Genomic DNA, 14,171 nt, shown 5'->3' on the forward strand with positions numbered 1-14,171 from the left:
GTGGTGGTGAGCCTTTCACCACCACCTAAATTAATTTCGCTTAGGCTCATTAGATTTAGATGGAGCACTTGGCGCTATTGGGTAGAATAAAAGATTCGCTAACACACTTCTTAGGAGGAAGTATGCTGAATCCATCAACGGCAAAATCGGTGATTGATCACGCCATGTTTATGGGCGCAGATTTCGCCGAGCTCTTTGTCGAGCACCACCACTCGGGCAACGTCGAGTTATTGTCTGGTGAGGTGGATAAAGTCAGTTCAGGGATTGATTTTGGAATTGGTATCCGTTTGTTTTTCGGTCATAAGGTCCTTTATGGCTATACCAATAGTCGCGATGAAGAACAGCTTAAAAAAGTGACCAGTTTACTTTGCGCGCGTGATAAGCGTGACCAAATTGCCGCTGCTGGCCCCCTTAATTTGTCGCATTTAAATGACAAACATCCTGTGTCTGAACCTCTATCTCGTGACCAGCATGTGGCAGATAAAGTCGATTTTTTACGCCACGTAGACCAACGTATACGCGCCGAAAGTGAAAAAATCACACAAATTATTGGTCGCGTCGGCCAACGTGAACAACAGATTGAGATCTTTAACTCTCGCGGGTTGCACGTTAGCGATACACGTCATTACACTCGGATTGCTGCAACCGCGGTTGCCACCGATGGAAAAGAGCAATCGACCGGCTTTGATGCCCCTGGCGCACTCACTGGCTGGGAATTTCATCACGATATTGATCCCGTGGCGATGGGCGAACGCGTTGCACGTCAAGCATTAACCAAACTCGGCGCCCAAACCTGTCCTTCTGGTGAAATGCCCGTGGTCATTGGAAATGGATTCGGTGGGGTCATTTTCCACGAAGCCTGTGGCCATTTACTAGAAACCACCTCGGTAGCCAAACAAGCCTCGGTGTTTCATGATCAAATGGGTGAGATGATTGCTAGCCCAGTGGTTAGCGCCGTCGATGATGGCACCTTAGCCAACGCATGGGGCTCAATTAACATCGATGATGAAGGTATGGAGACTCAGCATACCCAGCTTATCAAAGACGGTAAGCTCACCTCGTTTATGGTCGATCATATGGGCAGCCTGAAAACCGGTTATGCACGCACCGGCTCAGGCCGTCGTGAGTCTTACAAGTTCGCGCCGACCTCGCGGATGCGGAACACCTTTATCGAGCCGGGTAATGATGATCTTGATAAGATGATTGGCTCCATGGAGCGCGGCATTTATGCTAAAAAAATGGGTGGTGGTTCAGTACAGCCCGGCACCGGCGAGTTTAACTTCGCGGTGCAAGAAGCCTATTTGGTAGAAGATGGCCAAATCACCGCACCACTCAAGTCCGCAACGTTAATCAGCACCGGTCCGAAAGTACTTAAAGAAATTAGCATGGTTGGTAAGGATCTCGCCCTCGCCGCGGGTATGTGTGGCTCTGTGAGTGGTGCCGTACCGACGACTGTGGGTCAGCCCGCACTTAAAGTCGACAACATCCTAGTAGGAGGCGGTAACGCATGAGTGAGCAAAACGTGAAAGCAACCCTAAGCGATGCCGTCGATCAGGTATTAACACTCGTTCAGGCAAAAGGGGCCCACGCAGACGTCATTGCCAACGCCAGTGAAAGTTTGTCATTGAAGGCGGATCAAGGCGATCTGTCCGAGCACAAAGTCACCGCGGGCCAAGTGATCGGCGTACGTGTGATCAAAGGTGACCAAGTTGCCACCAGTTATTCCGAATCGCTAGATAGCGACAGCCTTGCCAGCATGGTCAACGCCGCGCTAACGAATGCGAGCTTTACCAAAGCCGACCCTGACCAGAAAATTCGCGCCGAAGGGCAGCAGATCGATAGCCAAGATCCCACTTTGTTTCAAGCGGATAATACGCCGATTGAAGATAAGATTGCATTGGCACTCGCGATGGAGCAAGACGTGGTCAATCAACCACGGGCAACGGGGGCGCCCTACAATGGCTACGGTGAGCAAACCCAGTATCAGCTGCTGGCTAATACCCTGGGCACACGCTGCTATCATCGCGAACGGAGTTTTAGCTGCTACACGGCAGCACTGCTCAATCACGACGGCAAGCAATCGATGCATTTGGGGGCGTCAGTGTCACGCCGCTTTGCCGATCTCGACCAAGCATTTGCAACCCGCTTGGCCTATGACACGGCTGATGCATTGTTAGAGGGTGGGCCAGTCAAAACCGGTCAATATGCGGTAGTGTTTGAACATAATTGTTTAAGCGAATTGCTGGGCGCATTTGGCAGTTGTTTTTCCGGGGATGCGGCCAAACGGGGTACCAATCCATGGCGCGAAAAAATCGGAAAACCGATTGCCGATCCAGCCCTGACCATTACCGATATCGCACGTATCGATGGCGGGATGCGCAGCAAAGCCTTTGACAGCGAGGGCTTTGCTACAACCGACACGCCGCTAATTGAAAATGGCATATTGGTTGGGTTGTTACATAATAGCGCTACGGCCCATCATTTTGGCGTCCGTCACACTGCCAACGCCGGCCGCAGCCCGAAAGGCGGCTTAGATGTCACTTCACGTCACGACCTCATTGGCGCCGGCAAACAAAGTGGTGCCGAAGTGCATGGAGGCGAGTATCTCGAACTGGTTTCGCTGCAAGGGGTGCATTCTGGCGCGAATGCTATCAGTGGTGACTTCTCGTTTGGAGCCAGTGGCTTCTTGTGCCGTGACGGTAAGCGTGTTCGCCCCGTGCGTGGCATCACAGTGGCAGGTAATTTCTATACCATGCTCAATGAGATTGATGCGATTGGCAACACAGTCACGCCTAATTACGATGGCGCCTTCTTCGCCCCTCGGATACGGTTTGCCCGTTTGTCGATAGCTGGCGAGTAGATAGATGGCGAGTAATACGTTTTTTTATAAGCCACATATTATAGGCCCATATGGCACCGCAGACGTCGGTGCCTTTTTTAGATTACTTGCCGGAGGCTTACACATCCATGGCTGACGCGCTGGTTTCAGTTGTCTGCCGGTTTTTTTTCCGCGCTGCGATATCGCTACTTGACGTTGCGCTGTCAACACTGTGTACCGCTGGATCCGTCTTAGCCGCAAGATCAGTAAACGCTTGTAAAGTCACGTCGCTTTTTAAAATCCGCCCATGCCCTAGCCCATCAGTAGGCAGCAAGCAGACATGTTGATAGTCGTTTGCTTTTTTAGTCACGCTGAACGAGGCAAAACGATCGTTTCTGTCATGCGCAATGACCACCTGATGACGACGCGCGCCGAGTTTAGTCAAGGGTTCGATGGTTTCGATCGGATAACCATGCTGCTCACCCACTTCTTGTACAATTTCATCAAACAGCTTGAGTGAGTAGCCGGACTGGCGCACCGTTGCATACAGATTCTCACGATAATTCAACACAGGCGCGACCAAGAGTAATGGTAAGTCATCTAATTGCGGATGTTGGCTCTCGAGGACGGCCGCCGCACCCATACTGTGGGCGACGACACCAGAAACGTTGTCTACTTGATCCAAAACATCGTTGATTGCCTGCACAAACCCTGGAATATGGCTTTCGTGCCCCCCACTTTCACCATGGGCCGGATGATCAAACGCCACAGCGCGAAAACCCAACGAGGCAATATGCGCCATTAAAGGAAAAAATTGGCTCGCCGAGCCGGACCACCCATGTGTCAGTAACCAGGTCGGGCCCGCGCCAACGCTGTACATCTGTAGCTCGCCTTGTTGACTCTGCGCAGTAAACCGCTCTAAGCCATTCGGGGCCGCGTTCACCGCTGGACTGCGCGTGGGGGTAAGAAAGAGCTTGCGGGCAATCTTCCTTGCATGACTGGGGGCAAGTCGATGATGACAACGGCTAACCGCGCCTATCAACGTACGTTTTGCACTAAACCGGCCTGGGGTCGAGAAGTAGATTTTTCTGCTCATTGTGAATCCTTCAAATCAATAACACATCACTCCTGGTATGCGTCCAAAAATAAACACGGTGAGGGTGAGTCAACACGCGCGGCCTTACCTTACCGGAACCTTAGGTGTATTCCTAGAACGAACGCTTGTTTTAAAACAGCCGGAATAACTTGTCGTCGCCATTGCGCGATATACCACCGCAAATTGTGCAATAACTGTTCCATATTCTTTTTAGTTTTAATAAGTGCTTTTTTTATCTAGCCGTAATGTGACATATGTCTTCATTATGTGCACCCGTCGGCATAAGATGCGAACCAATATCGATCCCTTAACGACATCCACGGGATCTAACGCTGAAATTATTATAATTCTCTAGGTGGGAACGCCAACTATGACAGTTATCCTTTTAAATCTGATCGCTTTTGCGCTGTTACTGGCAGTGCTTGTGAAGTTGCACAAGCAACAAAAATCCCTATCAACGCGAGTCTTTACTGGCTTAGGCTTAGGGGTGGCATTCGGTGCTGCGCTGCAAGCGTTATATGGTGCTGACGGCACGGTTACACGCGAAACCATTGACTATATCAATATCGTCGGCTCAGGCTACGTGAGCTTGTTAAAAATGATCATCATGCCGTTGATTACCGTGTCAATTATTGGTGCCATCTTAAAGGTGAAAGACTCGGGTTCACTGGGTAAAGTCTCTAGCTTAAATATTGGGATTTTGCTGGCAACGACCGCAGCATCTGCACTCATTGGCGTGTTCGTCAGCAGTCTATTTGGATTGTCTGCGCAAGATATCGTGCAAGGTGCGCAAGAAATGGCTCGCGGGGCTGCACTTGAAGAACGCCTAGGTACCGTTGAAAACCTGTCACTGGCTGATATGGTGATCTCTTTCTTCCCACAAAATCCGTTCGCAGATTTAGCAGGAAGCCGTCCAACGTCTACGATTGCTGTGGTGATTTTCTCTGCGCTTGTGGGAATTGCCGGGGTAACGCTTTCACGCACACAGCCTGAACTGGGTGAGCGCTTTGAACGCTTTATGGATGTTGCTCAGGCGCTTGTACGTACGCTGGTGCGCATGATTATCGGTTTAACGCCATACGGTGTCTTGGCATTGATGACGAAAGTCATTGCCGGATCAAATGTCAGTGAAATCCTGCAACTGGCAAACTTCGTTGTCGCTTCATACGTTGGCCTAGGCGCGATTTTGGTGATGCATTTGATCTTAATCGGCCTAGTAGGAATGAGCCCAGCTCAATACTTGAAAAAGATACTCCCGGTACTAACGTTTGCCTTCACATCGCGCTCTAGTGCCGCGACTATTCCGCTAAACATTGATTCTCAAATGAAGAACTTGGGGAACGATCCGGCCAGTGCCAATTTCTCAGCCTCTTTCGGTGCGACCATGGGGCAAAACGGCTGTGCAGGGCTATACCCTGCCATGTTGGCGGTGATGATTGCACCAACCATTGGTATTAATCCGCTCGATCCTGGCTTTATCGCGACCTTGGTTGCCATCGTAACGGTGAGCTCTTTCGGTATTGCTGGCGTTGGTGGCGGGGCAACGTTTGCCGCGCTGATTGTACTCTCGGCACTGGATATGCCGGTCGCACTTGCGGGTCTGTTAATCTCAATTGAACCGTTAATCGATATGGGCCGCACCGCGATTAACGTTAGCGGCTCAATGACTGCTGGCACGCTCACCTCACGCTTAACCGGTGGCCAAGATAAGACTATCTTCGAGCACCACGAAGTGGTGAAACAAGACACTGCAAACGCTTAATGGCGCGGTGCCATCGTTTATAAAATGCCACGCCGCATTGGCGTGGCATTTTTGTGTCTATAATCATCCATCAATTCGCTGACTTAATCCCTTATAACTTGTAAGAATTTATGTCAGCGATTACACTCTGCCGCATTGTTAACGCAGGCTCGATCTGCCCTACACGAGACATTTATGAGTATTGAACAAACACTTCAGGCACGCAGCGGCGGCCAATGTGAACTTTGTACCCGCCAAGACAACTTATCTGTATATGACGTCCCGTACTCACCAGATACCACCGCGAACAGCTGCGTATTGGTTTGTGGCACCTGTCATGACCAGCTAAGTAATCCTGACAATATGGATGTGAACCACTGGCGTTGCCTGAGTGACAGCATGTGGAGCCAAGAGCCGGCCGTGCAAGTCGTCGCTTATCGCCAGCTTTCTCGCCTTTCGAGTGAAAGCTGGGCGCAAGATAATCTCGACATGATGTATATGGAAGATGACGTGCGTAAATGGGCGGAAACCGGTCAAGATATCGAAGAAGTTAAAGTGCTGGATGCAAATGGTGTGGCGCTGCAAAAAGGCGACGACGTGACCGTGATTAAAGATTTGCCAGTGAAAGGCTCAAGCCAGGTAATCAAACAAGGTACCGTGATCCGTGGCATTAACCTGACCGATGATCCCACCCATGTGCAGGGTAAAGTGAACGGCCAAACGTTGTTCGTGATCGCTGAGTTCTGCCGCCGCAAGTAATTGGCAGCATACCGTCGCCCTTTATTTAAACACGGTCTTTTCTTTTGTTAGCGTATAACGACCAGTTATTGATGCTGTTGGCGGTATTTGAACGTGCCGCCTTATTACTCATGGCCTTATTTTGGCTCACTCGCACCCATCTGATCCAAACCATCGTACAGAAGACCCAGCGCCATCCAATGGAAACAGCGCTCATTGCCGCTTTATTTGTATTGTTTGCCTTGTTCAGTACCTACACGGGAGTGAATGTCGATGGGTCGCTGGTAAATGTACGCATCATCGCCATTATCGCCGGCGGTATTTTGTTTGGTCCTTGGGTTGGCGTGACTGCCGGCGTCGTCTCGGGTGTTCACCGCTATCTTATCGATATTGATGGGCCAACCTCACAAGCCTGTTTGATCGCCAGTATTATTGCTGGGTGCCTGTCGGCACTGATTCATTATCGCGCAGATAAACAGCATTATGCACGCTACGGCATTTTGGCGGGTATGCTCTGCGAATCGCTGACCATGCTGCTTATCCTTTTGCTTGCCCGCGATCAAACGCTCGCCCAACACATTGTTGCCACCATTAGCTTCCCGATGATTGCAGGTACCGTCTGTATTGGCCTGATCATCCAACTGGTGCAGTACATCGATGATGAAAAAGAACATTTAGCCGCCCAGCAGGCTAAGCAAGCGTTAGATATTGCCAACCGCACTCTACCGTATTTTCGACGCGGAGAGGCGCGAGGTTTGACCAAAGCGTGCAGTATTATTCGTAAAGACACCGGTGCCGATGCCGTGGCTATTACCGATACCGCCGATGTTTTGGCGTATGTTGGCATTGGTGAGGAGCAATACATTGATGCCCATCACCAAATTAGCCGCCTTACTCAGCAAGCGGTAAGAACCGGTGAACAAATTATCAGCAATGATCTCAACGTGCATGATTTTCGCTCTTTGTTGATCATTCCGCTATGGGAAAATGGCGTGGTCACGGGAACCTTAAAGGTTTTTTATCGCCAGCCCCATCGTATTCGTCGCCCCATGCAGGAAATGGCGATTGGTTTATCACAATTGATTTCGACCCAAATGGAAGTTGCGCGGATACAAAACCTCAAAGAAATGGCGAGTAAGGCCGAATTTTCTGCGTTACAAAGTAAAATTAACCCTCATTTTTTGTTTAACGCCCTCAATGCGATCTCCAGCTTGATCCGCCTGCGTCCGGATGACGCCCGTGGCTTGATTGCCAATTTGGCCGACTTTATGCGTTACAATTTAGAGCGCACGCAGGATCTGATCCCCATTAGTGATGCCATTAAACAAGTCAAAGACTATGTCGCCATTGAGCAAGCACGTTTTGGTGACAAACTTACGATCCGCTTTGATATTGAAACGACCGACACCAATATTGCGCCCTTGCTGATACAGCCGCTGGTTGAAAATGCGATTCGCCATGGTTTTCAACCTTCTCGTCGTCCTTGTGATGTTATCATTGCGGTGCGCGAAATTGCGCAAGGAACGGAGATTAGCATCACAGATACCGGGATCGGCATCGATCCTAATATTGTCGAGCAACTTTATCATGGCACCATCGACAGTCATCATATTGGATTGATGAATGTGCATCAGCGTTTAATCATGCTCTATGGACAAGGCTTAACTGTTGAGCCACGCAATCCCGGCACACGTGTATCATTTGTGATTAACCATAAGGAGCCTTCATGCTTCGCGCTGTCATTGTCGAAGACGAATACTTAGCGCAAGAAGAGCTACGTTACTTAGTTGAAAAGCACAGTGATCTCGAGATCATCGAAAGCTTTGATGATGGGCTTGCAGCGCTAAAATACCTGCAGACCCATTCAGTGGACGTGCTGTTTTTAGATATCAATATCCCCTCGATTGATGGCATGTTACTCGCGCGGAGTTTACATGCCGATGCGCGCCCGCCCTTTGTGATTTTTACCACCGCTTACAAAGAGCATGCCGCAGATGCTTTTGAGCTTGAAGCGTTCGACTACTTGCTTAAGCCGCTTAACGAAACACGGGTGAAAGGCGTACTCAATAAGCTTGCTCTCGCGGCTGCACCTACCGATATCCTGACAGAGCAACGCCATACCTTGCATTTGATGCGTGATAATCGGATCCGCATTACCGATACCGCCGACATTCTTTATGCCGCTGCCAACGAAAAGACCACCTTGGTGTACACACCCGACGGTGAGTTCTATGTCCCTTACACTATCAGTGAATTGATGACGCAATTGCCGGCTAATTTTTTTCGTTGCCATCGCTCTTATTGCATCAACTTAGATAAAATCACCGAAATTGAACCAGGCTTAAACAGCACCTATCACGTTTTCCTCCCCGGCATTTCTGATCCTGTCTTGGTCAGTCGCGGTAATCTGAAAGCGTTTCGCGAACGGATGCAATTGTAATTCATGCCCTCTCGCTGCAGTTCATGCCCGCTAACTGCAGCTCATTTTATCTTTTTCACCTACTCTTGATGTGGGGATTCAGGGTCGTATCTTGGGGGTGTTCTCAATAGATAAAATCCTGGAGCGTTACCATGAACGCACGTTTATCCCCCGGCATCAAAACCCTTATCGGCACCGTATTGGCCCAGTTTGCACTTGGCTCTGTGTATACGTGGAGCCTGTTTAATGCTCCCCTTGCAGCCCAGCTTGACGAGCCAGTCAGCCAAGTGGCCTTCACCTTTGGCATTATGACACTGGCATTGGCCCTGGCTTCTTCCGTCTCGGGCCATCTACAAGCACGATTCGGTGTCCGCCGCGTGACCATTGGCGCTGGCATACTGCTTGGCACCAGTCTCGCGCTAACCTCGGTGGTCAGCCAACTATGGCTACTTTACCTTACCGCCGGCCTTCTGATTGGTTTAGCAGATGGTACTGGCTACCTCATGACGCTCTCCAATTGCGTACGCTTTTTTCCCAAAAACAAAGGGCTTGCCTCAGCCTGTGCTATTGGCGCTTATGGTTTAGGCAGCTTAGGTTTTAAATACATTAATCTGTACTTTTTAGCTGCAGGCGGCGCAGCACTAAGTTTTCAAATGTGGGCGGTTCTGGCCTGTGTGATGGTCGTGATTGGCGGCGCACTGATGCACGATGCACCACAGCAAAAAGCCGCCACAAACGCATCTGAGGCCGATGCGCCTGCTGATTACACCCTTTCTCAATGTTTTAAAACCCCGCAATTTTGGTTACTTGCCACGGTATTTGTCACGATTTGTATGAGTGGGCTTTATGTCATTGGCGTCGCTAAAGATGTGGGTGAACTTTATGTCCACCTTGATGCTGCCACCGCTGCGGAAGCGGTTGCCATTATCGCACTGGCAAATCTAGGCGGCCGTCTGGTACTGGGGGTGTTGTCTGATCGCATGGCGCGCAGCAAAGTGGTTGGCTTGGCACTCCTCGTCTGCGCGGCAGGCGTAGGTATGCTCCGCTTTATGCCACTGGACCAATACAGCTTCTATTTGTCGGTTGCTTGTGTCGCGTTCAGTTTTGGCGGAGCAATTACCGTATTCCCCACCTTGATGAGCGACTATTTTGGCATGAACCACCTCAGCCAAAACTATGGTTTTATGTACCTGGGCTTTGGTGTCGGTAGCTTTATGGGCTCTGTCATTGCGGCGCTATTTGGCGGTTTTGTTGCCGCGTTTAGTGTGATGCTGGTAATGATCACTATATCCTTGTGTATTGCATTCACTATTCACTCGCCCAAGCACAATCAAGAGAAGATTAAGCATCATTGGCAGTTGGAGTCATCGACCAGCTAAGCATTGTTATACACTTTCCCCTCGTCTTAGCAATAATACGAGGGGCTCTTGTTTGTAATCGACACACCAAAAATAAAATGTGACAGCGTCACATAAAGTGGTCCAGTTTACACTGTAAACCCCGTAATATCGGCGCTTGTTGATAAGTCTATCCCTAAATACTGAATAACATCTCAATACATTAACAACGTTATTGATTGTTGTGGTGTACTCGCCTAATTTAAAGCCTCGGCGTCGGGCCTTCCTCTTTTCTTGCTAGGTGTTAAATGACACGGACGCGATTTGTTACGCTTCACAGCAAAGCAGCACTTATTTTTATCCTAGGGTTACTTGCCATTATTTTCAGTAGCCTTTTATTGACTCGCTATTTTTTCCTCTTCGGTATTGACCACCTAGAAGACATAGAAATCACGCGCGCAAATCAGCAAGCCAAAGCGGTGATTCAGCGTGTCATCGATAATCAAGTTGAATATGCAATTGATTGGGCCTATTGGGATGATACTTACGCGCTACTTACAACAGGTAATAATCGCTATGCGCAGAGGAATCTAAGCGACGAGACATTACTCGCACTCAGTTTAGATATGATGGGGTTTGCCGACTTAAGTGCTGAGGTAGTCGAAGCAAAAGTACTGGAAGATGCGGGCAACAAGTCGATTATTGATGCAATATATCGCTCCCCTGCCGTCACAGCCCATATTCATCAACCCATTCCTGATAAAGAGCTGACTCCTTTCGCTGGTTTACTCCAGCTTAGAGGCCGCATATGGGTGATCAGTGTCAACCCAGTCCGAGACAGTGCGGGCACTGCACCGGTCGTCGGCTGGATGGTTTGGGGGCAAGCGCTGACGGGTCGCTTTCCCTCCGCTTACGATAACATATTAGCGGGCAACAACCGTCTCGTTAACAAGGGGGATACAACAGGAGAAGGGAGCGTTGAACGCATTGTTCGTACTGACAATAAGATAACCCGCTATACCCCCTTATATGATTTGAGCAACCGCCCCATTGCGGCCTTAGAAACCACCGAATCTCGCCATTACTATCAAAAGGGAAAGCAAGTATTTCAATATCTTATCTTAGCTTTACTGGCGATGACCTCATTTATCGCTTTCGTGGTTTATCTGCTTTATCGACACAATATTGCTAGACAATTTATCTCTTTTGAGAAAAATGTGAACGCTCTGCTCGGTAACACAGCTCCTATCACAGCGCCCAAAGATATGTTTACCCGCATTACTGAACAAATCGAGGCAATGGCGAGCACGTCCTCTTACGCCGAACAACAACTTAAAGAAACACTGTCTAAATTTGAAGCGCTGTACCATAGCCAGCATCTAGGCATGATACTTTTAGAAAATAACCAGATTGTCGACGTGAATCAGGCACTACTTAATTTGCTTGGTCATCAACGCACACAGCTTATCGATGCCCCACTCGATATCCTATTAAATAACAAAGATGGCACACTGTCTGATCTGAATGCCTTCCAACAACAAGACGAGCAGGATGTTACTCACTTTGAAACTAACCTACGCAGTGTCACTGGGCAAACTATCTCTTGCAATGTAGAAGCGATGCGGCTAGACAATCAGACGTCTCAAACTGTGATGCTGGCGGTGAAAGATATTAGCCAGCAAAAACGACAAGCCGCTTTAATAGAAACACTATCACACCATGACACCCTGTCTGGTTTACTTAATCGGCCCTCGACAACTAAAGCCTTAAATCAAGCGCTTACGAACAAAAAGGCCATTATCACCCTCTACATAATTGCCACACGTCTTCGTGAAATTTACGAGATATATGGGCATCAAGCCTATGACAATGCGGTAAAGCATATCGCTGATGCTTTGAAGCAACAGTTTCCGCAAGCGGAAATCGGTAGGCTAAGCGAAAATGAGTTTATCGTTTTCACTGATCAAATAGAGGAGGAGCAATTTATTCCTCGCGCGAATACCGTGCTAAAAGTCAGTGCAAGTCATCTAGCTGAGACGACTGCAGACTTTGATATCGGCCTTAACGCCGCAATGATAGGGCCTGAGTTCGCGTTTACCCATTTTGAACCCCTCGTCCACTGTGGTTTCTACGCGATAGAGCAACAGTTGGTACCCAAGCACAATGTGACGATTGTTGATGAAGAGATTGTGCAAGCTGCCAATGAGACATTAACAATTAATCGAAACCTGATCACTGCACTGAAAAACGAAGAGTTTACCGCTTTCTTCCAGCCCATCGTTAACGCGACATCGAATCAAGTGATCGGTTTTGAAGCATTGGCGCGTTGGCATCATCCCGATTTGGGGATGATATCGCCAGGGGTTTTTATTCCGTTGGCCGAAAAACACAAATTAATTATTGAGCTCGACGAACTGGTGTTAGAAAAAGCCTGCGCATTTTTACAAACCATGCAAAGGTATTGGAGTAAAAAATCGCAGCACCGTCTCACCATTCATGTCAACCTCTCTAGTCCTCACTTTGGCGCAAGTGCGCTGATTAATAACTTGCAGCGACTCATTAAGCAGTACCAACTTTCGCCAGGACAGCTGGTGCTGGAAGTTACCGAAAGTATTCTACTCGGTGCCGACCAGGAGACAATTGAACGGATGCATGCCCTCAAAGCGTTAGGCGTCCAGCTAGCCTTAGATGACTTCGGTACCGGCTATTCATCGTTTAGCTCGCTGTGTAATTTTCCGCTCGATATCGTCAAATTGGATAAATCGTATATGAGCGAAATTGAAACCAATGAAAAGGCCAAAACCTTAGTCCGCAGCATCATCAACATGGCTCAAGAGCTGGGAATGACCACCGTTGCCGAAGGCGTCGAAACCGCGTCTCAATTGCGCATTCTCAACGTCTGGCGTGTCGATGAAATTCAAGGGTTCTACCACTTTAAACCAATGAGTGCAGAGCAGGCATTAGACACCTTTGGTGAAAATGGTTAATTGTAAGAGCGAGCCATATTTATTATTCCTCTCGCAACGTGCTAATACAATTGCTATTTAGTATTATGAGGTTATAAATAAAGGTTATTTGGCCTGCTCTTACTTTATGATGAGCGCCTCTCGCTGTTTCAGACTGAAGAAGTCTGCTCAAGTCACTTTAATCATCCGCAAAAATGTTGATCTTTGGGCCGGTGGCGGGCGATGTTTTTTGTTGTTCGGCTATTTCCGCTAGGGTCTTCTTGTAGGTTTCATCGCTCATATCTCGCCAGTAACGCGGGTCGCGGCCAGTCTGTTGATCATGGGCAGCGGTTACAGGGTCTTTGGCTCGGGCTTCTTCTAACACCAACAGATCGGGCATCGGTTGACTCACATCCATGTAACGCTGGATCATATTCCACAAGCGCTGGTACTCCACCACACGCTCGTTGGTGCCAATTAAGTTGCTAATAGGTACACCCACAGAGTAAGGCTGATAGCGGTGAACTAACATCAAATTGTAGTTCAGGTGGCCTTGAGGGCTGGGTGCCGACATCAACACACAGTCAAATTCAATAAAAGGATGCGTAAAGCGCACTTTATTACCACGCTTATACAAGGTCACCATCCCTGTTTGACGGTTTAAGCTATATACACGTTTGCTTTTCAAAAAAGGTGCTAAGAAATAGTAGCCTTTACATACCAACTTGTAGTGACCCCAAATTAATAGGCATGGCAACGTCCCATAGAGTGTTTGTCCATAGAAGGCAGCTGATAAGTCATCCCATCTTTCGCTCCAGCTTCCATGACTAAACAATAGTGGATAAAGCAATATTAAATAAGCCAAAGGCAAAAAAAACATTAGTATTATTTTTGTCATAGTTAGTAAAAATGTATAAAACTGAGACCAGCCGGATAATGCTTCACTATTTAACCTTTCTTCATTCCAGTATAACGATTTATTATCACCTTCAATATCCTTGAGGTAAGAGGGCGTAACCTCTCCAGCCAAAGATAGAGCAATGGTGTCATTTGCCTTGGTAAAGGGGAACACTTTCC

At 48.4% G+C, this 14,171-nt stretch carries 10 protein-coding genes; 8 read left to right on the forward strand and 2 right to left on the reverse strand.

The features are described 5' to 3' along the window. Positions 1-122 precede the first annotated feature (122 nt). Both HLG76_RS12700 and HLG76_RS12705 read left to right on the forward strand, forming a co-directional pair. Positions 123-1,511: a TldD/PmbA family protein gene (locus tag HLG76_RS12700; protein ID WP_077460784.1), complete on the forward strand. Its 1,389-nt coding sequence runs from the start codon at positions 123-125 to the stop codon at positions 1,509-1,511. After that, positions 1,508-2,860, forward strand: a complete 1,353-nt coding sequence (locus tag HLG76_RS12705) for a TldD/PmbA family protein (protein WP_077460785.1) — start codon at positions 1,508-1,510, stop codon at positions 2,858-2,860. Before HLG76_RS12700 ends, HLG76_RS12705 begins: the two co-directional genes overlap by 4 nt. A 97-nt stretch (positions 2,861-2,957) precedes the next feature. Here the strand turns inward: HLG76_RS12705 and HLG76_RS12710 are convergent, their stop codons facing one another. After that, the gene (locus HLG76_RS12710) at positions 2,958-3,914 is read right to left on the reverse strand and encodes an alpha/beta hydrolase (RefSeq protein WP_175993784.1); all 957 of its coding nucleotides are present in this window, start codon (positions 3,912-3,914) and stop codon (positions 2,958-2,960) included. 370 nt (positions 3,915-4,284) lie between these two features. Here HLG76_RS12710 and HLG76_RS12715 point away from each other — a divergent pair, with 370 nt between their 5' ends. From HLG76_RS12715 to HLG76_RS12740, 6 genes are all read left to right on the forward strand, one after another. Then, complete coding sequence (locus HLG76_RS12715) at positions 4,285-5,676, forward strand: L-cystine transporter (protein WP_021023917.1); 1,392 nt, start codon at positions 4,285-4,287, stop codon at positions 5,674-5,676. 174 nt (positions 5,677-5,850) lie between these two features. Then, positions 5,851-6,414 carry a PhnA domain-containing protein gene (locus HLG76_RS12720; RefSeq protein ID WP_077460788.1) on the forward strand — a complete coding sequence of 188 codons (564 nt, stop codon included), beginning with the start codon at positions 5,851-5,853 and terminating at the stop codon, positions 6,412-6,414. Between the two features lie 71 nt (positions 6,415-6,485). Next, complete coding sequence (locus HLG76_RS12725; protein ID WP_077661319.1) at positions 6,486-8,156, forward strand: LytS/YhcK type 5TM receptor domain-containing protein; 1,671 nt, start codon at positions 6,486-6,488, stop codon at positions 8,154-8,156. Beyond that, positions 8,120-8,833 (forward strand): LytTR family DNA-binding domain-containing protein, encoded by a 714-nt coding sequence (locus tag HLG76_RS12730; protein ID WP_175993785.1) that lies wholly within the window; start codon positions 8,120-8,122, stop codon positions 8,831-8,833. The genes HLG76_RS12725 and HLG76_RS12730 overlap by 37 nt, the downstream gene beginning before the upstream one ends. Positions 8,834-8,964: 131 nt before the next feature. After that, positions 8,965-10,191, forward strand: coding sequence for an OFA family MFS transporter (locus HLG76_RS12735; protein ID WP_077576949.1), 1,227 nt, complete (start codon positions 8,965-8,967; stop codon positions 10,189-10,191). 266 nt (positions 10,192-10,457) lie between these two features. After that, entirely contained in the window at positions 10,458-13,136 is a 2,679-nt protein-coding gene (locus HLG76_RS12740; protein WP_175993786.1) for an EAL domain-containing protein, read from the forward strand. Between the two features lie 157 nt (positions 13,137-13,293). Here HLG76_RS12740 and HLG76_RS12745 read toward each other — a convergent pair whose 3' ends face one another. Then, the gene (locus tag HLG76_RS12745) at positions 13,294-13,782 is read right to left on the reverse strand and encodes a hypothetical protein (RefSeq protein ID WP_175993787.1); all 489 of its coding nucleotides are present in this window, start codon (positions 13,780-13,782) and stop codon (positions 13,294-13,296) included. Positions 13,783-14,171: the final 389 nt, after the last annotated feature.

Source organism: Salinivibrio sp. EAGSL (assembly GCF_013366455.1).
In the GTDB taxonomy this organism is placed as follows: domain Bacteria; phylum Pseudomonadota; class Gammaproteobacteria; order Enterobacterales; family Vibrionaceae; genus Salinivibrio; species Salinivibrio costicola.

What these genes read in the sequence shown, in the direction of transcription:
- HLG76_RS12700 (WP_077460784.1), top strand. Translation starts at nt 123, where the DNA reads ATGCTGAATCCATCAACGGCAAAATCGGTGATTGATCACGCCATGTTT.
- HLG76_RS12705 (WP_077460785.1), top strand. Translation starts at nt 1,508, where the DNA reads ATGAGTGAGCAAAACGTGAAAGCAACCCTAAGCGATGCCGTCGATCAG.
- HLG76_RS12710 (WP_175993784.1), bottom strand. Translation starts at nt 3,914, where the DNA reads ATGAGCAGAAAAATCTACTTCTCGACCCCAGGCCGGTTTAGTGCAAAA.
- HLG76_RS12715 (WP_021023917.1), top strand. Translation starts at nt 4,285, where the DNA reads ATGACAGTTATCCTTTTAAATCTGATCGCTTTTGCGCTGTTACTGGCA.
- HLG76_RS12720 (WP_077460788.1), top strand. Translation starts at nt 5,851, where the DNA reads ATGAGTATTGAACAAACACTTCAGGCACGCAGCGGCGGCCAATGTGAA.
- HLG76_RS12725 (WP_077661319.1), top strand. Translation starts at nt 6,486, where the DNA reads ATGCTGTTGGCGGTATTTGAACGTGCCGCCTTATTACTCATGGCCTTA.
- HLG76_RS12730 (WP_175993785.1), top strand. Translation starts at nt 8,120, where the DNA reads ATGCTTCGCGCTGTCATTGTCGAAGACGAATACTTAGCGCAAGAAGAG.
- HLG76_RS12735 (WP_077576949.1), top strand. Translation starts at nt 8,965, where the DNA reads ATGAACGCACGTTTATCCCCCGGCATCAAAACCCTTATCGGCACCGTA.
- HLG76_RS12740 (WP_175993786.1), top strand. Translation starts at nt 10,458, where the DNA reads ATGACACGGACGCGATTTGTTACGCTTCACAGCAAAGCAGCACTTATT.